At 72.4% G+C, this 23177-nt stretch carries 11 protein-coding genes; 3 read left to right on the forward strand and 8 right to left on the reverse strand.

The genetic code is table 11. From position 1 onward, the window contains the following. The first annotated feature begins 32 nt into the window (after positions 1 to 32). Together ACWDUZ_RS21270 and ACWDUZ_RS21275 are read left to right on the forward strand one after the other, a co-directional pair. On the forward strand, positions 33 to 2561 hold the full coding sequence (locus ACWDUZ_RS21270; RefSeq protein WP_451633343.1) for a CHAT domain-containing protein: 2529 nt from the start codon (positions 33 to 35) through the stop codon (positions 2559 to 2561). Positions 2562 to 2776: 215 nt separating this feature from the next. Next, complete coding sequence (locus tag ACWDUZ_RS21275; RefSeq protein ID WP_451633344.1) at positions 2777 to 12373, forward strand: hypothetical protein; 9597 nt, start codon at positions 2777 to 2779, stop codon at positions 12371 to 12373. A gap of 70 nt (positions 12374 to 12443) precedes the next feature. Here the strand turns inward: ACWDUZ_RS21275 and folE are convergent, their stop codons facing one another. The 3 genes from folE to ACWDUZ_RS21290 form a co-directional block, all read right to left on the reverse strand. After that, the gene (gene folE / locus ACWDUZ_RS21280) at positions 12444 to 13103 is read right to left on the reverse strand and encodes a GTP cyclohydrolase I FolE (RefSeq protein ID WP_451633345.1); all 660 of its coding nucleotides are present in this window, start codon (positions 13101 to 13103) and stop codon (positions 12444 to 12446) included. 1 nt (position 13104) lies between these two features. Then, positions 13105 to 13560: a hypothetical protein gene (locus ACWDUZ_RS21285; RefSeq protein ID WP_451633346.1), complete on the reverse strand. Its 456-nt coding sequence runs from the start codon at positions 13558 to 13560 to the stop codon at positions 13105 to 13107. Positions 13561 to 13637: 77 nt separating this feature from the next. Continuing rightward, on the reverse strand, positions 13638 to 14186 hold the full coding sequence (locus ACWDUZ_RS21290) for a DUF2231 domain-containing protein (RefSeq protein ID WP_451633347.1): 549 nt from the start codon (positions 14184 to 14186) through the stop codon (positions 13638 to 13640). A 121-nt stretch (positions 14187 to 14307) separates the two neighbouring features. Between ACWDUZ_RS21290 and ACWDUZ_RS21295 the strand changes: the two genes are divergently transcribed. Next, positions 14308 to 15057 carry a helix-turn-helix transcriptional regulator gene (locus tag ACWDUZ_RS21295; RefSeq protein ID WP_451633348.1) on the forward strand — a complete coding sequence of 250 codons (750 nt, stop codon included), beginning with the start codon at positions 14308 to 14310 and terminating at the stop codon, positions 15055 to 15057. 274 nt (positions 15058 to 15331) lie between these two features. On the opposite strand, the gene ACWDUZ_RS21300 is transcribed toward ACWDUZ_RS21295, so the two are convergent. From ACWDUZ_RS21300 to kdpA, 5 genes are all read right to left on the reverse strand, one after another. Next, on the reverse strand, positions 15332 to 17878 hold the full coding sequence (locus ACWDUZ_RS21300; protein WP_451633349.1) for an ATP-binding protein: 2547 nt from the start codon (positions 17876 to 17878) through the stop codon (positions 15332 to 15334). 12 nt (positions 17879 to 17890) lie between these two features. Beyond that, positions 17891 to 18574, reverse strand: a complete 684-nt coding sequence (locus ACWDUZ_RS21305) for a response regulator (protein ID WP_451633350.1) — start codon at positions 18572 to 18574, stop codon at positions 17891 to 17893. Between the two features lie 134 nt (positions 18575 to 18708). Beyond that, entirely contained in the window at positions 18709 to 19377 is a 669-nt protein-coding gene (locus ACWDUZ_RS21310) for a potassium-transporting ATPase subunit C (protein ID WP_451633351.1), read from the reverse strand. Positions 19378 to 19382: 5 nt separating this feature from the next. After that, entirely contained in the window at positions 19383 to 21512 is a 2130-nt protein-coding gene (gene kdpB / locus ACWDUZ_RS21315) for a potassium-transporting ATPase subunit KdpB (protein ID WP_451633352.1), read from the reverse strand. After that, positions 21512 to 23173, reverse strand: coding sequence for a potassium-transporting ATPase subunit KdpA (kdpA, locus tag ACWDUZ_RS21320; RefSeq protein WP_451633353.1), 1662 nt, complete (start codon positions 23171 to 23173; stop codon positions 21512 to 21514). Before kdpA ends, kdpB begins: the two co-directional genes overlap by 1 nt. Positions 23174 to 23177 lie beyond the last annotated feature (4 nt).

A 23177-nucleotide genomic window follows, 5' to 3' on the forward strand; every position in this document is an offset into this window, starting at 1 on the left:
GCCGGGGGCGGGTTCACAGGACGGAGGGCCGCATGGCGGTGACACCACGTGACGTACTGGTCGAACTGTCCTGGGGGGACGGCGAGGAACTGCGCGCGGAACTCCTGACGTCCGAAGGCGGGCCCGGTGGCGAGCCCGAGATCCTGCGCACGGACGACGACGACATCGAGGCCCTGCTCTCCCCGGAGGGCGACCAGTTCGCACTGGCGGACCTGTCGAACACGGTGCTGCCCAAGACCGTCCGCGAGCACATCAGCCGCGAAATGGCACTGTTGACGGAAAGTCAAAGGCTACGGCTGAGAATACGGCTGGGCTCCGGCCCCCATGACCTGGTGCGCCTGGCGGCCCTGCCGCTCGAGCGGATCCGGGTGCCGGAGGCGAACAGGGCCGACGCGCACGGGCCGTGGCAGAACTGGGTGGAACACGGCTGCCTCGCCCGGCACGTCCCGAAGACACCCCTGAGCGAGCACCCCCGCATCTCCCTCGTCCGTGAGGTCCTCCCCCGGCGCACGATGCCCTCGGCGGTCGTGGCCGGCCGCAGCGATGTCGTCGTGATCGCCAATGCCGCCGCCGTCCAGGGGGACATCACCACCCAGGCGGGTACGACGCGGGCCGTGGCCGGTCCGGGGCCGCTGGCTTACGGAAGCGGGGACCAGGACCGGATCGTGGAGGTCCTGCGCGGCACCCGGTTCCGGACCCGGCCGGTCGAGCCCGCGCCGGCGGATGTCGAGGCGGTCCACCGCGAACTGGCCGTCGGGCCGCTCGCCTTCTACTTCGGCGGACATCATGTCGACGGCGGTCTCGTGGTCGCCCGTCGACCGGGGGCCACGGACGCGCACTGGCTGGACGGCGACACACTCGCCGCGTGGCTGGTGGAGGAGATGGTTCCGCTGGCCGTCCTGATGGCCTGCGACTCGGCGTCGCCGGCCGCCGGTGACGAAGGGCGTCATGAGCCGGCCCTGGCCGAACGGCTGGCGCTGGCCGGGGTGCCGTACGTGGTGGCGGTGGACGGCAAGGTCCGCGACGGCCAGGCGGCCGAGTTCGCCCGCCGGTTCTTCACGGCCCTGGTCAACGGCCATGACGTGGATCTGGCGGTGCTGGAGGGCGCCAGGGCCTTCGCGGGCGGCGACGTCCGTCCGGTGCTGTTCACCTCCCGGGCCGGGGCCCCGCTGAGACTGGGTACTCCGGCGCCTCGGGAGACGGCCTCGATGCCGTCGGTGGCGCACCGTGTGCCGGCGGAGGTCGTCGACCGGCTCGACGAGCGCTTCCGGGTGTGCCTCGAGGCGGACTTCTGCCTGCGGGAGGGCGCCTTCACCGCGGTGCTCGCCGATCCCTCGGGCGACGACCTCGCGGATCTGCTCAACCGTACGGAACAGGACCTGTGGCGGACGAGAGCCGAGCGGAAGGAGCCCTTGGACGGTGAGCGGCTCCTCTGGTACACGTACGACTCGCCGCGCAACCTGCCCGCTCTCCCGGCGGAGTCACTGCGGCTGGCCCTGTCCCCGGCCTACGTCCCCGGGCGCCCGCTGGGGCTGGTGGTCCGCCGGCGAGCCTCCTTTCCCGCCGGTCTCGACTGGACCGGTCATGTCAAGGAGCTGCGGCGTCTGCTGCCCGGGCTGCGCGGGGTCGTCCTCCAGGTCCACGACGGCGGCCTGCCGGCCACACGCCGTACGGCGCGGCGCCTCGCCCGGGGGCTGGGGGCGGAGGAGTACCTGGTCCGGGCCCCGGAACACCCCGACGCCCCCGCCCCGGAGCGGTTCGGCGCCGCGCTGGGCGAGGCGCTGCGCTCCTGCGGGGTGGAGCTCCCCTCCGGGCTGTCCGACGCCTCCGCCGTCGTCGGGTACCTGAACGACGCCGGTTCGGCCTGGGACGACGCCCCGGGGGGCGAGACCGGGGTGCTGCGGGCCGTCCGGGCCGAGCAGCCCGGCATCGGGGACGAACTGCTGCGCGCCCACGCCGTGGGCCGGCCCGACCCGGCGCGCTGGGCCTCCCTGTGCGCGACCGAGGGCGACGACGCCGCCACCCGGACCTGGTTGCGCACGGCGCACCGGGCCGGCCGTCTGCCGGCACCTGAGGCGTTCCGGGGCGTCGTCCTCACCCCGACGATGGTCGACACGGTGGTCCTGGGCCTCCTGCACACCGGTCTGCACACCGACGACGTCTTCCGTGCCTGGCTCGAGGAGCAGCGGCCGTCGGACGCGGTCGTCGCCGCGGCGAAGGTGGCGGCGCGCGGGGAGCACGCGGTGCGCGCCGAGGACTTGGGGAGCCCCGAGCACGCCGTGGCGCTGGACCGGGCCGGACTGCTGTCCGGCCCGGACTTCACGGTGCTGGATCCCCGGGGGCAGCGGCTGGGCAGCTGGGCCCTGCTGACGCGGCTTCCCCTGACCACCTCCCGCATGGCCTGGGTGCTCGACCGCTCACCGGTCCGCCGCGCGCTCGTCGGCCTGGGGAACGGGTTCCCGAGCGGTGTGCCGGACTACGACCTGCTGGACGAACTGCACGAGTTCCGGCGCGCGTTGCGGCCCTCGCTGCTCACTCCTCCTGACGGTGCGTGGACTTGACCGTCCGCATCGCCCCGGCCCCCGGGGAGTGGCTGCCGTTCGCCGGCGCATGGAGCGGCGCGTGAACCGGAGATGTCCGATCGAGCCCCTGATGAACCCGATGACCCGATAGACTGAGTGACCCACCACACACCATGTCCTCAGGGTGAGTTGTGGGAGCACGCCGCGCCACGGGGGACGGCGGGCAGTGTGCCGAACAGCAGGGAAGGACCGCCGTGCTCGAGAACTGGTACTTCTGTTCGGCTCTGGGTCTGCCGCCGCGGGCGGCCTCCGACTACCTCGATGTCGTCACCGCCCTGGGCGAGCCCGTCGCACAGCCCCGGTCCGGCGAACTCGTCTGCGCCGCACTGGAGTGGCTCGCGGGATCGGACACTCCGCTCGCGGTGCACGCGCTGCCCCATGTGCTCAGAGCGCACCAGGTGTTCCTGGCCGAGCACGAGCGCTTCGGGACGGAGGACGCGCCCGCGGAGCACCGGCGCTGCGTCTGCGTCCGGGAGCTGACCGGCCGTGCGGCAGTGCTGTACCGGAGCGTCGCGGAGGTGCTGCCGCAGGAGCTGCGGCGGCTGGTCGCCGGGACGCTCCAGGCCGCCGGCACCGGGGACCCGGAGGCGGTACGGCTGTTGGGCAAGGTGCTGGAGAAGCCCGACACGGTCGCGGCCGCCGCCGATGAGCCGTCACCTCCCTACCACGACCTCCTGGACCAGCTTCTGCCCTCCGTCCTGCTGACCGCCGCCCGCGCACTGGCAGGCGTCTGCCCGGACGCCCTGGGCGAGCTGCTGGAGGAGTTCCCCGTGCTCCTCGACGGCGCCCTGCGCGGCAGGCACGGCCGGCTGGCGCTGCTCCAGGCGACGGAACTGGCCGCCGCGCTGCGGCCGGAGGACACCCCGACCCTCCTCGACCGGCTGGCCCGAGCCGTGGGCGGCTCCTTCGACATGGAGCCCGACGTGCTGGCCACGGCCGCCCGGGTGGTCTTCCGCACCACCGGGGAGGCCGACGACGACGTATGGGCCCGCCTCGAAGCGGAGGCGGCGACGGGCGCCGAACTGGGCCGCTGGACGGCGCGCGGGCGACCGGCGGGCATTCCGGGTGACGACACCCCGGACGGCAGCCGCCGTGTCCTGGCCTACGCCCGGCTGGGCGGTACCGGGAACCACCGCTGGTCGCCGATGCCGGGGGTGCTCTGGCAGGCGGCCCTGCACGAGCGGGCCGCCGAACTCGACGCGGGCCGCGCCGTGCGGTGGCTCGAGCGCCAGTGGCAGGCGCCGAACGGCCTGCCCAGCCAACGGCGGACGCACGTGACCGTCCCGCACGGCGAGGACTACGCGCACGCGCAGCTCCATGTGGGGCGCCTGCTGAGACTGCGCGGCCCCAACCCCGACTGGCGCATGCCGGTCCTCTACCTGGCCGACGGCCCCGCCGAGGAGACCGATCCGGCGACGGCCGCCCAGGTGTGGTCGCCGTGGATCCTCTCGCCGCCCGGCGAGCCGAAGCAGTTCCGCGCCACCGCCGAGCAGATGGTCCGGCTGCTTGCGGCCAGTTCCCTGGCCGTACGCCTGCTCTGCGCCGCACCCGCTCCCGAGGAACGGAGGGCCGTGCGGGTCCCGGACTTCCTGCTGCTTCTTCTGACGCACGTCCGCGACATCCTCGGCAACCGCCACCGTCTGCTCATGCGGGAGCTGACCGAAAGCCACAGGAACGCGGGCGGCGGGCCGGGCCGAGGTCAGGCGGACACCGGCGCGCCCAGGGGCCAGGCGGTGCTGTCGGCGCCCGTGCGCCGCCTCGGGACGTTCATGCTTCATCAGATTCAGCAGGTGGACGCCGTCGGGACCGGCAAGCGGCCGGCCGTGCACCCCGGCGAGGTGGTGCGGCTGGTGGCAACGGTGCACGCCCGGGACGAGGAGCAGCCGAGGCCTCCCTCGCCGGTGCGCGCCCTGGTCCGGTCCCGGGTGGCGCTCGGGATCGCGCTCGGTTGGCTCCAGGAGGCAGCGGCGGGAGGCACCCAACCGCACCGGACCGAGGGCAGCGGCCGGTGGTTCACCGTCCCGGACGACTCGGTCGCACCGGCGCGTGCGCTGCTCGACTTCACCGCGGGCCTCGGTGACCAGCCCCACCGGGGAACCTCCGTCCAGGCGGCGCTGCTGTGGCGTGAGATCTACCCGGGGGAGTCGACGTACGCGCTGCGCTGGGACTGGGTGGACGGCAGACCGGACTACGCCGACCCGAGCGCGCCGCCCGGGCTGCACTACCGCAGGCTGCTGCTGAGCGCGCCCAAGGACCCGGACCGGGACGCCTTCTCGGTGGCCGACTGGGCCGACATGGGTGAGGAGCTGGAGCGGGACGTCTCCGACGACTACGGCATCATTCCGGTAACCGTGCGGACCCTCAGGCTGGCGGCGCTGCTGCGTGAGCCGGAACTGGGCGACTCGGAGGCGCACGAGGCCTGGGTGATCGCGTGGTCGCTGCTGGTCCGGTCGCTCAACCTGCCGCAGCATCTGCCGCGTTGGGTACGCGGCCGCATGTTCGACATGTTCGCGGCCCCGGTCTCCGGCAAGGGGTCGCACGATCGTGTGCTGCGTGTCCTGGAGCAGGTCGTGGACACGGTGATCGACCTGAGCGCCAAGGCCCCGTTCTACTACGACCGGCTGTTCGAAGTGCTGGGCGGCGGCATGCACGTGGCGCCCGGGAGCGCCAACCGCCTCCGGCAGCGGGCGCTGCGGTCGCTGTACGTCCGCTGGGGGCCCTCGGGCCTCACCACCGTGGCCGGCAACCCCTTCGACACCTACAGCGAGCGTGTCTCGCTGCGCGGTACCGAGGCCGCCCTGGTCGACTTCCTGCGCAACACCTCCCACCGCGTGCTGGAGGCGCGTGAACAGCCGCTGGCCACCGGCATGGACAAGCTGTGGCGGGACACGCACGCACCGGCGCTCACTCCGGCCCATCGGGTGGAATCCGGCTCGCCGGACCTGGAGACCTGGCTGGTCCGGGCCGGTACCGTCGAACGCCGGGCCGGGGAGACGGTCCTGTACCAGCCCGGTGTCGTGATCGACGCGCGGACGGAGGGACGCAGCCGCCTGCCGGTGCGCAACCTCTTTCTGCACGACGCGCCCCGCCCCGAAGAGGGCACGTACGTGCTCGGACTCGTCACCGCCAAGGACGGCAACCAGCACGGTCCGCGGCAGCGGCTGTGGATCAACTGCGGACAGCGCTTCCCCGTGCCCGCGCTGGTGACCGAGCAGCAGGCCCGGCGTCGGCGGGTGGGCGATGCCGTGGCCGTCCGGATCGCCAAGGAGGGCAACCGGCTCCGCGGCGACCGGGTCGTCGCGCTGGCCCGCCGGCAAGCCGAGGACGGGGAGATCCGGTCGGCGAGGCTGACGGCGGTCGACCGCTTCCCCGGACTGGAACTGTCCGTCCACGGCGTGGACGAGGACGCCTACCCGCGAGGAACCGGTCCCGCCGACATCGCGGCACGCCGCCGCTGGGACCCCGACCTCTCCCGGGTCCACGCCCCCTTGGCGGGCACCGGTCTGCCCCACGACACCCTGGCCCGCTGGGACGCGGCACTCGGCCACTGGGTGCCGGTGGACGCCGGGGCCCCCGAACTCGCCGTGGCGCCGGGCGCCGACGAGGCCGGCACCGGGCAGCGCAGCGAACGCACGACGCTGCGGCTGGTCCTCGCGGGTGCGGCGACCGACCGCACGGGGTTCGGGCCTGCCTGGCGCTTCGTCACCACACCGGGTCGCGCCTACGTCCTGGGCCCCTCCGCCTGGGACGCGGCGGACTGGCAGAAGCTGGACGAGGCCTGCTCCGCGGGACGCACCGGGCTGATCGTGCACGCCTCCTACGAACCCGGTCACGGCCGGCTCGCCCTGCGCGAGCCGGCGCCCGGCCACGGCCCGTTCGACGACCGCAACGCCCGCTGGCTGGAACTCTTCGACGTCGTCCACGCCCAGGGCGGGGACGACGGGCACACCGAGGACGAACACGACGACGACCAGGCCGACCTCCCCGTCCAGGAGCTCTACCACGACGCGCGACGGCACGACGCCGACGGCGAGGGGTTCTGGACCGTCGACGTCCCGGCCGTCGACGGCTTCCCCACCCGGATCAGGGTCGCCCTCACGGACCGGGAGCGGCGCCATCGCGTGCTGTGCAGCATCGACCACTGGGGAGAGCCGCAGGCGAGGGGTCTTCCGGCCGTCGCCCGGGCGATGGACGAGGCGGGCATCAAGGAGAAGCACCGCTCCCCCGAGACCTACGAGCGGCTGGCCCGGCTGCGCGAGGGCTCCGTCGTCGAACTCGTCCGGCAGCTGACCAGGAAGCCGGGGGACACGGACTGCCTGGTGAAGCTGTCGTCCGGACTGATCGGCTGGGCGGCCACCGAGTCCCTCACGCTGACCGGCGAGTTCCCCGCCATGTCGACGGGCGTGCGCCGGCGTGCGGTCGTGGTCCAGGACGGCCACGCCCCGCACCCCCGGCCGCAGCGGGACGCGGAGGCACTCGGTGATCTCGAGCAGGCGTGCACGGGCCTGAGCGACCCGGCCCGGCTGGAGCGGGTGGGCACGCTGCCGGGTCTGGTGCTCGGCCGCATGTACAACTCCGACAACGTCCTGACCATGCTGCGCGTCTGGTTCCGGTTCGACGACGGGGTAGTCGAGGCCGTCGTCCCCGCCGGGTGCTTCGACCAGGCGTCGCCCTCCGTGGGCGACCATCTGACGGCCACCCGGACACCGGCCGGCTGGGTCTTCTCGGTGCTGCGGCGCCGGCTGCGGCTGCGCGCCCTGTGGGAATGGGCGGGTGACGTCCCCGACGCCGGCTGGCACACCGTGGGCGTGGTCTCCGACCGCGGCGACGACTACGGCGCCGCGGTCTGCCAGCACCCCACGCTCGCCCGGCTCGCGCTGAGCCGCGCTCCGCAGGACGGCGGGCGGCGGTCGGAACCGGCCAGGGCGAGGCGCCTGCCCCGGGGCCGGGTCCTCGTGGAGCGGGACGGACGCTCTTTGGTGGGCACCATGACCGGCTTCTATCTGGGTGCCGATCCGCAGCCCGTGCATGTGGACCAGGTCCTGGTGCGCACCCTGTGCGTCGACGCGACCCCGGCGTCGCGGGGACAGGGCGGCCGGCCGCGCTTCACCGACGTCCAGCGCCGGTTCGTGCTGTCGCCGGCCACCCTGCGCGCCCGGCCGGAGCGGAACCGGCGCATCGCGGATCCCGCGGCCGAGTGGGCGCGTTTCCTGGCGCGCCGCGACGGAACCCTGGAGGGCCCGAAGGTACGGGGACGGCTGCACCTCGACGTGCTGGCACCCGACAGCAACGGCACCTACCAGGGGTGGCTCGAGGCGGACGACGGACCGCAGACCTTCGTCGGCGGCCGCGGCTACTCCGAGCACCTGGTCCGGGCCGTGCCGGTGCCGTACGGGCGGGGATACCGCTACTCGCACCTGCGGGCCGCCCCGCTGACGGTGGCCGAGTTCGTCGAGAAGGTGGCCCCTCACGCCCGTACGGACGGCAGCCGCTGCCCGATCGAACGCGACCGCCGCCCCTACTACGTCGGCTTCGAGGAGACCGAAGCGGGGCCCGTGCACCGCTTCGAATGGGGGTACGGGTGGTTCGCCGACGTGCCGCACGCCGCCCTCACGGTCGGGGGCTCGACGGTGGACCCGGCGGCGCTGACGCTCTTCCACGGTGACCGGATCGACGCCGTCTCCGTCACCGCGGCGACCGAGGAGGAGGTGCCCGGCGGGCTACGGGTGTCGATCGCGCTGCGGGACATCCGCAAGAGCGTCGAGTACCAGATCCACCAGGAGGCCGCGCACCACGTGGTCCACCTACTGGACCTGGAGATCGACCACGCCACGGGCCGCGTGGTCGTGCTCCGCGTCCACACCCGCAGCCGGAGCGTGGACCGCGACGGCGCCGACGACCATGTGGAGGGGCGTCCGGTACGGGCCCGCCTTCACCCGGACGACATCGCCCGGCTGCTCGCCGCCGTACCCCGGGACAGGTCCCGGCAGCGCGTCCTGGGCCGTGCCGTGGTGGAGGAGGGTCCCGCCCGCGGCCGTGTGCACCAGTTCCGCCTGGTCCCACCGACGGCCGCGCCCGACGAACGGACCCCTGGCCTGCGGGCGGGCGACAGGCTCTACATGGAGGCCGGCCGGATCCAGCCGACGGCCAACGACTATCTGCTCCGCTTCGACCTGCCCGCTGGTGTGGCCGCGCTGAGCGACCCGGACGCGTCCGCCGAACGGGCCCCGTTCCATGTCATCGTCACCCGCCGGGACTTCTCCCACCGGGAGGGCGTCCTGCGGCGCGCGGCGGAGACCGACGGGCCGGGCGCCTACGAGGGCCGGGCGAAGATGCTGGTGGAACTCCTTCGGCCGTCGCCCGACAAGGAGAACCGCTGGCAGGGCTCCACCAAGTCCCCGCTGCCCCGTCCGCCGGACGTGCTGCGGAGCTACCTGAACAGCCGGTCGGGCGGCTGCTTCGGGGTCGTCGACCCGGCGGGCCAGTGCGTCGAGGTGCGGCCCGGTGTCGTCTTCCCCATGGCCGACCTGCAGCGGGGGCCCGGCATCACGCCGCGGTCGGTGGTGCGGCTGGATCTGGCGGCCACCGGGCGGGTGACCGTGGTCCTGGCCATCCCGGCCGACGACGCCTATCTCACCGACCGGCCCCGCCCGGTGGTGGTCTTCCCGAAGGACAACCTGAAGACGCGGGACGACCTGCGCCGCGCCGACGAGCCGGGGCGGTTCACCGTCGCCGGTCTCCCGGGGATCAGCGCCACCGCCCGCAAGGGCTTCGGCAGGGTTCTGCTGGAGACCCGCCATCCCCGGATCGCCGCCGTCCGGCGGGAGGGCCAGGCGAGAGGCGGGCCGGTGGACCGGGTGGTGCCACTCGACCACTCGGAGGCCGGCACGGTCGCCTTCGACCCCGGTGATGTCGTCGCCGGTGTGCGCCGCGAGCGGCTGGCTCCCGCCGGTACGGAACTGGCCACCACCCAGGCGCCGATGACGTGGGCCCAGCTGTCGTTCATGGACGACAGCGCGCGGCGTATCGCGCAGGCCTGCGCCCGGCACGGGTGGACCTACCACGACTCCCGCACCCGGGAGTGGGTGCCCGGCGAGGCCAAGCCCCGCACACGCAGGCTTCCGGCACGGGCCCGTTCGACCAGCGAGCCGGTGTTCTTCTCCCGCAACGCCGCCGGGTGGACCCTGCGGCACGAGAGCGAGGCGTTGCAGCGGTTCGGCTTCCCGGCCACCGAGCTGCTGGAGGAGCCGGCCGGGGACATCGCCGAGGGCCGGCGCCGGTCCTGGGCCGTCGCCCATGCCGACCGGCACAGCGTCTGGCTGGAACTGGCCCCGGGCCGTGTGTCCGAGGTGCGCCGGGAGCTGGTGCGGTTCGCCGACGGCCACCCGCTGGCCGACCTCGACTGGTCGCTGTTCAGCCCCGGCGACCTGGTGTACGGCCGGGTCGAGGGCGGGGTGAACGAGTGCGGCCATCTGGTGCTGGACGACTGGCGGCCGGGGCTGCGCGGGGCGATGGCGGCACCGTCCGCACGTCGCATGCTGCTGCCGGTCGCCCTCCGGGACGAGGAGGCCGGTGCCCTGTATCTGGGCGAGGGGCGCGGCACCGTGCCCTACCCGGCCGACCGGACCGTGCTGGACGCCCACCCGGTCGGGAGCGCCGTATGGGTGGACCGGGCCAACCGGCTGAGCGTCGCCGAACCGGACAGCGTCGCGGAGAACGACGTGGTGTTCCTGGCCCTGGACCGGGAGCAGGGCCTGCGGATCTGCGGGCTGCCCAGGGCACGGGTCGAGCTGTCCGCCGAGAGCGAGGCCGACGCCTGGTTCGGCTGCGGCTGGCTGCGCGCCGAACTGCTGCGTGCGCTGCGGGGCGAGACGAGCCTGCTGAACCAGCTGGACGTCCTGCCCGTCACCGTCGAGCGGGTCGCGGCCGGCGCGCAGACCGTGGTGACGGTGTCCCGCCGGGCGCAGCCCCGCAGTATCTGGCCCCATGGGACGGTGCTGGCCCAGCCGGTGGCCGACCTGGGCCGAGGGAACGTGGCGGTGCGTTCGGGAAGCGCGCTGTTCCGTGTGCACGTCCGGCAGCTCGTACCGGGTCTGCCGGAGCACGGCACGCAGATCCAGGCGGCTTCCCGCGCGCTGGCCGCCACCCAGGAGTACGTCCGGCTGCACTGGAGCAGGTCCGAGAAGCTGCTCTCGTGCGGGATCCCGGACAGGCGCGGGGCCGGCGCGGCCGATGAGGCCGACGACGCGGAGGACGGTGGCGAGGAGATCGCCGTGCGGGTCTGGCTGCCGGTCAACGACGAGGAGGACCGCGCTCTGGGCGTGGTGTGCCGTGACGTCCGTACGCAGCGCCCCTACTGGCTGCCCGTCGGGGAGGCGGCGTGGACCGGAGGTCTGCGTGGTGCGACGCTCTTCGACCATCTGCGGGGCATCCGCCGGCTCAGCGTGCTGCGGGACGGCCCGGGAACCGTGAGCCTCAGCCGGCTTCCGCTGGTGGAGCGCGAGTTCCACAACCTGGCTCCGGGGCGCCTGCTGCCGGTGCGTGTGATCACCAGGTCCCCCGAGGAGACGTCCGGGGTGTCCGGCAGGGAGGCGTCCACGAAGGCGGCTTCCCCGCGGGAGGCGTCCGCCGGCGAGGCCGCGGTCTGCCTGGTGTCCGTGGAACCGCTCGGCGTGCTCGCCGCCTACTCGGCCGTGGACGCCTCCACGGAACTGGCGGAGGAGTCCCTCGTGGCCGAGGTGGCGCGGGTGCGCCGGGACAGGCGGGGAGGACGGTTCGTGACCCTGGTCAAGCCGGGCAGCCGGCTCATCGTCCCCGACCTTCCCCGATGGATGTCCGACGCCCTGGTCAAGCTCCGGCTGCCGGACTTCCGGCAGGTCCCGCGTCCCGTGGACGGCCTCGTCCCGGACCGGTTCGCGGCGTACTGGCGGAGCCACGAGGAGGGCCGGTCCGGCAAGCCGACGGACGAGGCGGCCACGTCCCCGGCATGCCGGGTCATGCGGGCCTGGGGACTGCTCCACTCGGCCGACGGACCCGACCGGGCCGACGTGCAGAGCCTCGCGGTGCGGGCGGTGACGGACTGGCTCCACTGCTCCGAGGGTCAGGCGGTGCTGCACCACGACCGGACGGGCGTGGACCTGGCGCCCGCGCTCGCCGTGTGTGCCATCGGCGCGCTGGCGGCCAAGAAGTCCTGGCCGGGGCGTCCGCCGCTGCCCGACGACTGGCCCGTCTTCCTGCTCCAGAAGATCGGGCTGCGGGCGGTCGCCTCGCTGCACACCGAGGCGCTGGTCACCCAGTGGCTGACGCGGCCGGATCGCCAGCAGGAGTCCGGCGGGCTGTGGCGGCGACTGCGGTCCGTCGAACTCGGGCCCGAACTGACCGACGCCCAGATGGAATCGCTGGAGCGATACGCGCAGGCGCTGACCGCACTGGCGGCCGCGGGCGACGAACACGCCGCCGCCCCGGTGGCGCGGGGCCTGATCGCCGCCTGCGGCGGTCTGCCCGACGCCGACGCCCTCCTCAACGACGCCGTGATCCTGCGCCGGTTGGCCGATCTCGGCCGGAGCCTGCGTCCCGCCGCCGACGCGGCCGCGTCCCAGCGTTTCCTGCTGGACAGGCAGACCGCCGTCCTGAACTCGGCCCTGACTCAGGTCACGCGGGACAAGGTGCCGTTGACGCTGCTCCCTCCCCTGGAGCCGGCCACCGCGAGAAGCCGGAAGTACGCCCTGGCCCTGCGCTCGGTCCTCCGCTCCCACTCCGGCCCGTCGGCCGAGGGGGCCGCCACGGGCTGAGGGGCGGCGACCGCACGGCGGCTCCACCACCCCCGGTGCCACAGCGCGAGGGGATGGTGGAGCGTCGTGGTCAGGAGGCCGCTTGGGTAAGGGCGAGGAATTCGCCGCGGGAGCGGGCGTCGGAGCGCAGCAGTCCGAGGAGGGTCGAGGTCATGGTGCTGGACCCGGTGGCCTGGACACCGCGCAGGGTCATGCAGCAGTGTTCCGCCTCGATCACCACGCCGACGCCCTTGGGTTCCAGATGTGTCTGCAACCAGTCGGCGACCTGCTTGGTCAGGCGTTCCTGGACCTGCGGGCGGTAGGCGAAGTGCTCGACGACACGCGCCAGTTTGGACAGCCCCAGGATGCGGGCTCCCGGCAGATAGCCGACGTGTGCCGTGCCCACGAAGGGCAGCAGGTGGTGCTCGCACACCGACCTGACCGGTATGCGGCGGGCCAGGACGAGTTCGTCGTATCCCTCGTCGTTGGGGAAGGTGGTCAGGTCGAAGGGGCGCGGGGTGAAGAGTTCCGCGTAGGCGCGGGCCATCCGCCCCGGGGTGCCGCGCAGGCTCTCCGATGCGGTGGAGATGCCGAGCGCGGCGAGGAACTGTCCGGCCGCGGCTTCCGCGGCGGCCAGGTCGATCCCGTCGGAGTCGTGGACGACTCGCAGGGCCGGCCGCGCGGGTGTCGCGGCTTCCTCGCCGACGAGGTCCGTGAGAGCGGCGGTGGTGTGGTGGGGCTGCTCGGTCATGTCAGCTGTCCCCGACGCCCAGGGCGCTGAGCAGCACCAGAACGAGGGTGACCACGGCGAGCAGGCCGTGGGCCAGCACGACCGGCACCGGGAAGTGCCGCTCGGCGGGGACGGTGCCTTCGGCTCCCGGCCCCGCGGCGGCCACTGCCGCGCCGGCCGTGGCGCGCTCGCGGCGGACGGGGATCCAGCGGGCCAGCATCACGAACCCGAGCAGCGCGACCGGCAGCAGCAGGCCGAACGAGGCCCATGCGAGGGCGCTCCGGTCGGCCACGACGTAGATGATCCACACGACCAGTCCGACGGCGGCCAGGGCGAAGTGGCCGAAGACGACGGGTGCGGGCAGCCGGCTGGTGCCGGTCTGCTGCTGTCGGACTCCGCCGCGTTGGATCCAGATGCCGAGCATGTAGAAACCGCCGAGAGCGGTGATCACCCAGGTGATCAGGGCGGCGATGTCCATGGGGGACTCCCTAGGGGGGACGGTGGTGGAGGCGGCCGGAGGACGGAGCCGGCCGTCATGGTGGGTGCGGGACGCGGTCACCCGGCCGAGCGGGGGCCGCTCCGGCCGCGGCCGGGCGTGTATCCCTCGGCCTGGGTGTTCTCGTCGGCGACGCGCACGCCGTAGCGGTAGGCGAGCTTGCCGCCCAGGAATCCCGAGATCGCGAGGGCCACGACGCTCAGGGCCGACAGGACGAGCCGGCCGGTGCCGACGCTTCCGCCGCCCGCGTGGTCGCCCTGACGCCACAGGAAGTTGATGACGTACGCGGCGGTCACCAGCAGGTTGAGCGTCATGTGGACCAAGGCGGTGCGAAAGGCCGGGGTGCCGGCCGGAAGCGCGAACAGGTCGAGGAATCCGACCGTGGCCGCCAGCAGTGCGCCGATCACGCCGACGGCGATCAGCCACTGCGAGGACTGGGTCAGGAAACCCGGGTGGTGCACGACGTGGGACGCGATGTCGAACACCAGGCTGGTCACCCAGGCGCCGATGGGCACGGTCACCAGGATCGGGTGGAACGGGTGGCCGTACGGACCGGCGAGCGAGGCGCTGACCGGGCGCTTCGCCTGAAGCTGTGACTCACTGACCATCGCAACCTCCGACTGATTTCACCAACAAATCTTGGTCTTATTACGGAGGGCCGTCAAGATGTGCAGGGCAGAGAGCCAGAAGAACACTTGTGCCCGCGTCGATGGGAGTTACCGTGGAGCTGTGGCTTCTGATCCGACTGAGCGGGCCGACACGGCCGACAGCGCCATCGACTCCGTCAGCGTCCTGAGCGAGGACTCCCGCCGGCGCATGTACACCTTCATCCGCCGCGCCCGCCGTGCCGTCACCCGCGACGAGGCCGCCGCCAGCGTCGGCATCTCCCGCAAGCTCGCCGCCTTCCACCTCGACAAGCTCGTGGAGGCCGGCCTGCTGCGCGCCCGCTACGGCACACCGGGCGGGGTCCGCAAGGTCGGCAGGCAGCCCAAGGTGTACGAGCCCACCGACGCCCAGATCACCGTGAGCATCCCCGACCGGCGTCACGAGCTCCTGGCCGACCTGCTGCTGGACGCCGTGCTCACCGAGGGCGCCGACGAGAACGCCGCGCAGGCGGCCATGCGCACCGCCGAAGACCGTGGCCTGCGGTTGGGCGAGGCGGCCCGGGACGAGACCCGGCCGGGCCGCCTGGGCCCCGAGCGCGGTCTGACCGTCTGCGAGCGGCTGCTGGACCAGTACGGCTATGAACCCGTCCGGGAGGCCCCGACCCGGCTCCGGCTGCGCAACTGCCCCTTCCATCCATTGGCCGGGAAGGCCCCGGAGCTGGTGTGCGGCATGAACCACGCCTTCCTCTCCGGCTGCCTCCAGGGCCTGGAGGTCAACGGGGTGGAGGCCGTCCTGGCTCCCGAGCCCGGCGAGTGCTGCGTACGCCTGGGCCCGCGCGACCCGGACGCGGCCGGCGAGCAACCGCACACCTGATCGGCGCGGAGGTCCGGCGGTCGCTGCCGCACCGCTAAGCCGACAGCCGTACGGCCGCGATCACCGGCCCCTTGCCGGACGGTCCTGCGTCCTCTGCTCGAACTCGGTCTCCTGGCCGGCCCGTCAGGAGGGTCCGAGAGCGCGTAATTCGCCGATCCGCCCGCCGACAGCCATAGGCTCGACTCCAACGACGAGATCCTCGGCGAGGCGGGTTGAGGGACCCCGGCGGACGCGTTCCGGCGACCGAGGCCCGCGCCCCGGCTCAAGTCCCGCATCACTCGGACACGACCGCGGAAGACGCAGGAGGCTGCTCCCGTCGCCGCTGCGGTGCCGTCGGTACGGCGAGCACCATCGTCAGGCCCCCACCCGGTGTGTCCTCGGCGTGCAGACTGCCGCCGATGGCCTCGGCGAAGCCGCGGGCGACCGCGAGACCGAGGCCGACGCCGTCGCCGCGCGGGGCGTCGCCGTAGCGCTGGAACGGTTCGAAGATGTGGTCCTTGGCGTCGTCCGGGACACCGGGGCCGCGGTCGACGACCCTGATCTCCACCCGGTCGGCTATGGCACTCGCCGAGACCAGGACGCACTCGCCCCGCGGGCTGTACTTCACCGCGTTCTCGACGATGTTGGCGACCGACCGTTCCAGCAGGCCGCGGTCGACGCCGACCATGGGCAGGCTTTCCGGAACGTCAAGATCCACGCTGTCCTCGGGTACGCCGCCGAGCGCCATCGGGATGACCTCGTCCAGATCGGTCTCACGGATGATCGGGGAGACGGTGCCGGTCTGGAGGCGGGACATGTCCAGCAGATTGCCGACCAACTGGTCGAGCCGGTCGGCGCCGTCCTCGATGGCCTCCAGCAGGGCCGCGCTGTCCTCCTCGGACCACTCGACGTCATCGGAGCGCAGCGAGGTGACCGCCGCCTTGATGCCGGCGAGCGGGGTGCGCAGGTCGTGGCTGACGGCCGCGAGCAGGGCGGTGCGGATGCGGTTGCCCTCGGCGAGTTCCTTGGCCTGGTTCGCCTCCTGCTGAAGACGCCGGCGGTCCACGACCACCGCCGCCTGCGCTGCGAACGCGGCCAGCACCCGGCGGTCCTCGGCCGGCAGCACCCGGCCGGACAGGGCGAGGGCCATGTGGTCCCCGACCGGGACGTCGACGTCCGCCTCGTCGGGGCCCGCGCAGGGGCGTGGGCCGACGCTGCCGGCACAGGTCCAGGGCGCCACGTCGCTCTCCCGCTCCAGCAGTGCCACCGACTCCATGCCGAAGGTCTCGCGGACCCGCTCCAGCAAGGCGTCGAGACTCGTCTCGCCCCGCAGGACATTGCCCGCGAGGAACGAGAGGATCTCCGACTCGGCGCGCAGCCGCGCCGCCTGGTGCGTGCGCCGGGCCGCGAGGTCCACCACCGACGCGACGGCCACCGCGACCCCGACGAAGACCGCGATGGCGACGATGTTCTTGCCGTCGGCGACGGTCAGGGTGTCGGTGGGCGGAGTGAAGTACCAGTTGAGCAGCACCGAGCCCACCACCGCGGACGCCAACGCCGGGAGGAGCCCGCCCAGCATGGCCGCCGCCACCGTCAGCGACAGGAACAACAGCATGTCGTTGACGAGACCGGCATCCGGAACGACCCCGGTCAGCAGCCCGGTGAGCAGGACGGGACCGAGAACAGCGACGAGCCACCCCGCGATCAGGCGGGACCGTCCGAGCCGTGCCCCGCGGGCCACCGGCAGACCGCGGCCCTTGCCCGCCTCGCCGTGGGTGATGAGGTGGACGTCGAGGTCGGGACCGGAATCGCGGGCCACGGTGGCGCCGACGCCGGGGCCGAGGACGTACTGCCAGCTTCTGCGCCGGGAGACACCGAGTACGATCTGGGTGGCGTTCACCCCGCGGGCGAAGTCGAGCAGGGCGGCCGGTATGTCGTCGCCGACGACGTGGTGGAAGGTGCCGCCCAGGTCCTCGACCAGGCTGCGCTGGACGGCCAGTTCCTTGGGCGAGGCGGCGGTCAGGCCGTCGCTGCGGGATATGTAGACGGCCAGCACCTCGCCTCCCGCACCCTTCTCCGCCAGCCTCGCCGCGCGCCGGATCAGGGTGCCTCCCTCCGGCCCCCCGGTCAGACCCACCACGATCCGCTCCCGTGAGCCCCAGATCTTCGACACCCGGTGCTCGCTGCGGTACTCGTTCAGATACGCGTCGACCCGGTCGGCCACCCACAGCAGTGCCAGTTCGCGCAGGGCGGTCAGGTTCCCGGGGCGGAAGTAGTTGGCCAGGGCGGCGTCTACCTTGTCCGGCGTGTAGATGTTGCCGTGCGCCATCCGGCGCCGCAGCGCCTCGGGCGACATGTCGACCAGCTCGATCTGGTCGGCACGCCGTACGACCTCGTCGGGGACCGTCTCGCGCTGCCGTACCCCGGTGATCGACTCGACCACGTCACCGAGGGATTCCAGGTGCTGGATGTTCACCGTGGAGGTCACGTCGATGCCCGCGGCGAGCAGTTCTTCCACGTCCTGCCACCGCTTGGCGTTGCGGGAGCCCGGGACGTTGGTGTGCGCGAGCTCGTCGACCAGGGCGACCGCGGGGGCCCGGCGCAGGACGGCGTCCACGTCCATCTCGGGGAAGATCGCGTCCCGGTACTCGATCCGCCGGCGGGGCACCTGTTCCAGGCCGTGCAGCAACACCTCGGTGCGGGGCCGGTCGTGGTGTTCGACGACGGCGACCACGCAGTCGGTGCCGCGTTCGACACGGCGATGTGCCTCCGAGAGCATCGCGTACGTCTTGCCGACGCCAGGGGCCGCGCCGAGGAAGATCCGGAGCTTGCCACGTGCCATGTCGTTCCTCGGTCAGGCTTCGAAGCGGTAGCCCATGCCAGGCTCGGTGATCAGATATCGGGGCTGGGAGGGGTCGTTCTCCAGTTTGCGGCGCAGTTGGGCCATGTAGACACGCAGGTAGTTGGTCTTGCTGCGCTGGGAAACGCCCCAGACCTCCTGGAGGAGGTGTTTCTGGGTGACGAGCTGGCCCGGATGGGTGACCAGGATCTCCAGCAGATGCCACTCGGTGGGCGTGAGCCGGACGTCCTGCCCGCCCCGGACGAGCTTCTTGGCCACGAGGTCGATGGTGAAGCCGTCCGTCTCGACCAGAGTCGTCCCGGGGGTGAGCGGAAGGTCCTCGGTGCGGCGTACGGCGGCACGCAGCCGGGCCAGCAGCTCGTCCATGCTGAACGGCTTCGTGATGTAGTCGTCCGCGCCGGCGTCGAGCGCGGACACCTTCTCCCCGGACGACTGCCGGGCGGACAGAACCAGGATCGGCGCCCGAGTCCAGCCCCGCAGGCCCTTGATGACCTCGACACCGTCCATGTCGGGCAGGCCGAGGTCGAGCAGCACGACGTCGGGCTGACGCGCGGCCGCGAGCCGCAGGGCCGTGGCCCCGTCGGGGGCGGCGTCCACGCCGTAGTGACGTGCCTGCAAGTTGATCACGAGGGCGCGCACGAGCTGCGGGTTGTCCTCGACCACGAGCACCCGGGTCATGGGTGGGTCGCCTCTCCTGTCGTAGGCCGGGCCCTGGGCGTCGGCAGTCGAGCCACCGACGTCACGGCGGCGGGAGCCGACGGACCCGGGCACTCCCGCCGGCCGCCGGCTCCCGCCGGGAACGTTCGACGCCATCAGCTCTTCGCCATGAGTTCCTTGAGCGCGATGTTGAGCTCCAGCACATTCACCCGGGGCTCACCTATGAAGCCGAGGGTACGGCCCTCGGTGTGCTCGTCGACGAGCTTGCGCACCTCGGCGACGGGCAGGCCGTTCTTCTCGGCGACCCGGCGCATCTGGATCTTGGCGTAGCCAGGGGATATGTCCGGGTCGAGGCCGGAGCCGGAGGAGGTGACCGCGTCGGCGGGCACCTCGGACGGCTCGACCGGGTGGCCGGGGACGGAGTTGTCCTTGACGGCGGCCGCCTTGGCGTCCTTCACCCACTGGACCAGTTCGGCGTTGTCGCCCGACCGGTTGGTCGCGCCGGACAGGATGATCGAGTACTGGGTGTTGACGGTGTTGGTGCCGAGGCCGTTCCGCGGGCGGCCCTGGAACCACTTCAGGTCGGGCTCGGGGGTCTTCTGCCCTTTCTTGAGCGGGAGATCGTAGGACTGCCCGATGAGGGACGAGCCGACGACCTTGCCGTCCGCCGTGATCTCGGAGCCGTTCGCCGTGTCGTGGAACAGCCCTTGGGCCATGCCGGTGACCGCGAGCGGGTAGACGACGCCCGTCACCAGGGTCAGCACGAGGAGGGCGCGCAGGCCCGCCCCGAGCAACCGGGCGGTGGTGGTCACTGAGTTGTCCATTGCGGTCACCCGATTCCGGTGATGAGGGAGAGGAACAGGTCGATGATCTTGATGCCGACGAAGGGGGCGACCAGACCGCCGAGGCCGTAGACGGTGAGGTTGCGTCGCAGCATCCGGTCGGCACCGCCCGGCCGGTACCGCACGCCTCTCAGGGAGAGCGGCACCAGTGCGATGATGATCAGCGCGTTGAAGATCACCGCGGACAGGATCGCGGAGTCCGGCGAGGACAGACCCATGATGTCGAGCTTGCCCAGGCCCGGGTAGACGGCCGCGAACAGCGCCGGGATGATCGCGAAGTACTTCGCGACGTCGTTGGCGAGGGAGAAGGTCGTGAGCGCGCCCCGGGTGATCAGGAGCTGCTTGCCGATCTCGACGATCTCGATCAGCTTCGTCGGGTCGGAGTCGAGGTCGACCATGTTGCCGGCCTCCTTGGCGGCCGACGTGCCCGTGTTCATCGCCACACCCACGTCCGCCTGGGCCAGCGCCGGGGCGTCGTTGGTGCCGTCACCGGTCATGGCGACGAGCTTGCCGCCGGCCTGTTCCCGCTTGATCAGGGCCATTTTGTCCTCGGGGGTGGCCTCGGCGAGGAAGTCGTCGACGCCCGCCTCCTCGGCGATCGCCTTGGCGGTCAGCGGGTTGTCACCCGTGATCATGATCGTCTTGATGCCCATGCGGCGCAGCTCCTCGAACCGCTCCCGCATGCCCTCCTTGACGACGTCCTTGAGGTGGACGGCCCCCAGGATCCGGGCTCCGTCGGCGTCCTGGACCGCGACCAGCAGCGGCGTACCGCCCGCTTCGGAGATCCGGTCGGCGATGCCGCCTGTGTCCTCGGCGACCCGGCCACCGCGCTCTTCGACCCAGGCGACGACCGAACGGGCCGCGCCCTTGCGGATCTTCCTGCCGTCCACGTTCACACCGGACATGCGGGTCCGGGCGGTGAACTCGATCCACTCGACGCCCACCAGCTCTCCCTCGGAACGCTCGCGCAGCCCGAACTTCTGCTTGGCGAGTACGACGATGGAGCGACCCTCGGGCGTCTCGTCGGCCAGGGAGGAGAGCTGGGCGGCGTCGGCAACCTCGGCCTGCGTCGTCCCGCGCACCGGCACGAACTCCGCCGCCTGCCGGTTGCCGAGCGTGATGGTGCCCGTCTTGTCGAGCAGCAGCGTGGAGACGTCACCGGCGGCCTCGACCGCGCGGCCCGACATCGCCAGGACGTTGCGCTGGACCAGGCGGTCCATACCCGCGATGCCGATCGCGGAGAGCAGTGCGCCGATCGTGGTCGGGATCAGGCAGACCAGCAGGGCGACCAGTACCACCATCGACAGGTGGGAGCCCGCGTAGTCCGCGAACGGCGGCAGGGTCGCCACCGCCAGCAGAAAAACGATCGTCAGCGAGGCGAGCAGGATGTTCAGCGCGATCTCGTTGGGCGTCTTCTGCCGGGCCGCGCCCTCCACCAGGTTGATCATCCGGTCGATGAAGGTCTTGCCCGGCTCTGTCGTGATCCTGATGACGATGCGGTCGGAGAGGACCTTGGTGCCGCCGGTCACGGCCGAGCGGTCACCGCCCGACTCGCGGATGACGGGCGCCGACTCGCCGGTGATCGCCGACTCGTCGACGGACGCGACGCCCTCGACCACGTCACCGTCGCCGGGGATGACGTCCCCCGCCTCGCAGACGACCAGATCGCCGACCTTCAGCCCGGTGCCGGGCACCCGCTCCTCGGTGCCGTCCAGGAGGAGCCGGCGCGCGATCGTGTCGGTCTTCGCCTTGCGCAGTGTGTCGGCCTGCGCCTTGCCGCGGCCCTCGGCGACGGCCTCCGCGAGGTTCGCGAAGACCACGGTCAGCCACAGCCAGGCGCTGATCGTCCAGCCGAACCAGTCGCCCGGGTGCTGGAAGGAGAAGACCGTCGTCAGGACCGACCCGACGAGGACCACGAACATCACGGGAGACTTGACCATCACCCGCGGGTCGAGCTTGCGGAACGCGTCCGGCAAGGACGTGACCAACTGCCCGGGGTCGAACAGGCCCCCGCGGACACGGCCTTCGACGGCCTGGTTGCCGGTCGGCGCGTCCTGGTGGGGCGCCAGGGTGGAAGTGGACATGGAGTCCTCTGACTTGTCTGTGCGGGTGGTCATCACGCCAGTCCTTCGGCGAGCGGCCCCAGGGCAAGGGCCGGGAAGTACGTGAGACCGGTGATGATCAGGGTGGTGCCCACCAGGAGCCCGGTGAACAGCGGCTTCCCGGTGCGCAGGGTGCCCGCGGTGACCGGCACCGGCGTCTGCCCGGCCAGCGAACCGCCGAGGACCAGCACGAACACCATCGGCAGGAAGCGGCCGAGCAGCATCGCGATGCCGAGCGTGGTGTTGAACCACTGGGTGTCCGCGTTCAGGCCGGCGAAGGCCGATCCGTTGTTGTTCGAGGCGGATGTGTAGGCGTACAGAATCTCGGAGAACCCGTGCGCACCGCTGTTGGTCATGGAGTTCGCCGGGGTGGGCAGGGCCATCGCGACGGTGGTGAAAACCAGCACGAGCGCCGGGGTCACCAGGAGGTAGCAGGCCGCCAGCTTGATCTCGCGGGCACCGATCTTCTTGCCCAGGTACTCCGGGGTCCGGCCGACCATCAGACCGGCGATGAACACCGCGATGACCGCCATGATCAGCATGCCGTACAGGCCGGACCCCACACCGCCGGGCGCGATCTCGCCCAGCATCATGCCGAGCATGGCGATGCCGCCGCCCAGGCCGGTGAGGGAGGAGTGGGCGGAGTCCACCGCGCCGGTGGAGGTGAGCGTCGTCGAGGTCGCGAAGATCGCCGAGGCCCCCACGCCGAAGCGGACCTCCTTGCCCTCCATCGCCCCGTTGGCCAGTTCGAAGGCCGGCCCGTGGTGGGAGAACTCGGTCCACATCATCAGCGAGACGAAACCGGCCCAGATGGTGCCCATCGTGGCGAGGATCGCGTAGCCCTGCCTCACCGAGCCCACCATGACGCCGAAGGTGCGGGTCAGGGAGAACGGGATGACCAGGATCAGGAAGATCTCGAAGAGGTTGGAGAACGGGGTGGGGTTCTCGAAGGGGTGGGCGGAGTTGGCGTTGAAGTAGCCGCCGCCGTTGGTGCCCAGCTCCTTGATGGCCTCCTGCGAGGCGACCGCGCCGCCGTTCCACTGCTGCGTGCCGCCCATGAACTGGCCGACCTCGTGGATGCCGGAGAAGTTCTGCAGCGCGCCGCAGGCGACCAGCACGATCGCTGCCAGGCACGCGAGCGGCACCAGGACGCGCACGACACCGCGCACCAGGTCCGACCAGAAGTTGCCCAGCTCACCGGAGCGGGACCGTGCGAACCCGCGCACCAGGGCCACCGCGACGGCCATGCCGACGGCGGCGGAGACGAAGTTCTGCACGGCCAGACCGGCGGTCTGCACGACGTGGCCCATGGCCTGCTCGCCGTAGTACGACTGCCAGTTCGTGTTCGTCACGAAGGAGACGGCCGTGTTGAACGCCTGGTCCGGGTCGATCGAGGCGAAGCCCAGCGAGCCGGGCAGGACGCCCTGGAGCCGCTGCAGGCCGTAGAGGAAGAGGACGCCGGTCACCGAGAAGGCCAGGAGCCCGCGCACGTACGCGGGCCAGCGCATCTCGGTGTCGGGGTCGGCGCCGATGCATCTGTAGATCCACTTCTCGACCCGAAGGTGCTTCTCGGAGGAGTAGACCCTGGCCATGTAGGTGCCGAGGGGGATGTAGGCGAGGGCCAGTGCGCCTGTCAGCGCGAACAACTGGAGCACCCCGGCGGTGACGGGACCCATGCTG

This window comes from Streptomyces sp. NPDC003393 (assembly GCF_053589015.1).

Coding starts and splice junctions, on each gene's coding strand:
- ACWDUZ_RS21270 (WP_451633343.1), top strand. CDS start 33: ATGGCGGTGACACCACGTGACGTACTGGTCGAACTGTCCTGGGGGGAC.
- folE (WP_451633345.1), bottom strand. CDS start 13,103: ATGACCGAGCAGCCCCACCACACCACCGCCGCTCTCACGGACCTCGTC.
- ACWDUZ_RS21285 (WP_451633346.1), bottom strand. CDS start 13,560: ATGGACATCGCCGCCCTGATCACCTGGGTGATCACCGCTCTCGGCGGT.
- ACWDUZ_RS21290 (WP_451633347.1), bottom strand. CDS start 14,186: ATGGTCAGTGAGTCACAGCTTCAGGCGAAGCGCCCGGTCAGCGCCTCG.
- ACWDUZ_RS21300 (WP_451633349.1), bottom strand. CDS start 17,878: ATGGCACGTGGCAAGCTCCGGATCTTCCTCGGCGCGGCCCCTGGCGTC.
- ACWDUZ_RS21305 (WP_451633350.1), bottom strand. CDS start 18,574: ATGACCCGGGTGCTCGTGGTCGAGGACAACCCGCAGCTCGTGCGCGCC.
- ACWDUZ_RS21310 (WP_451633351.1), bottom strand. CDS start 19,377: ATGGACAACTCAGTGACCACCACCGCCCGGTTGCTCGGGGCGGGCCTG.
- kdpB (WP_451633352.1), bottom strand. CDS start 21,512: ATGACCACCCGCACAGACAAGTCAGAGGACTCCATGTCCACTTCCACC.
- kdpA (WP_451633353.1), bottom strand. CDS start 23,173: ATGGGTCCCGTCACCGCCGGGGTGCTCCAGTTGTTCGCGCTGACAGGC.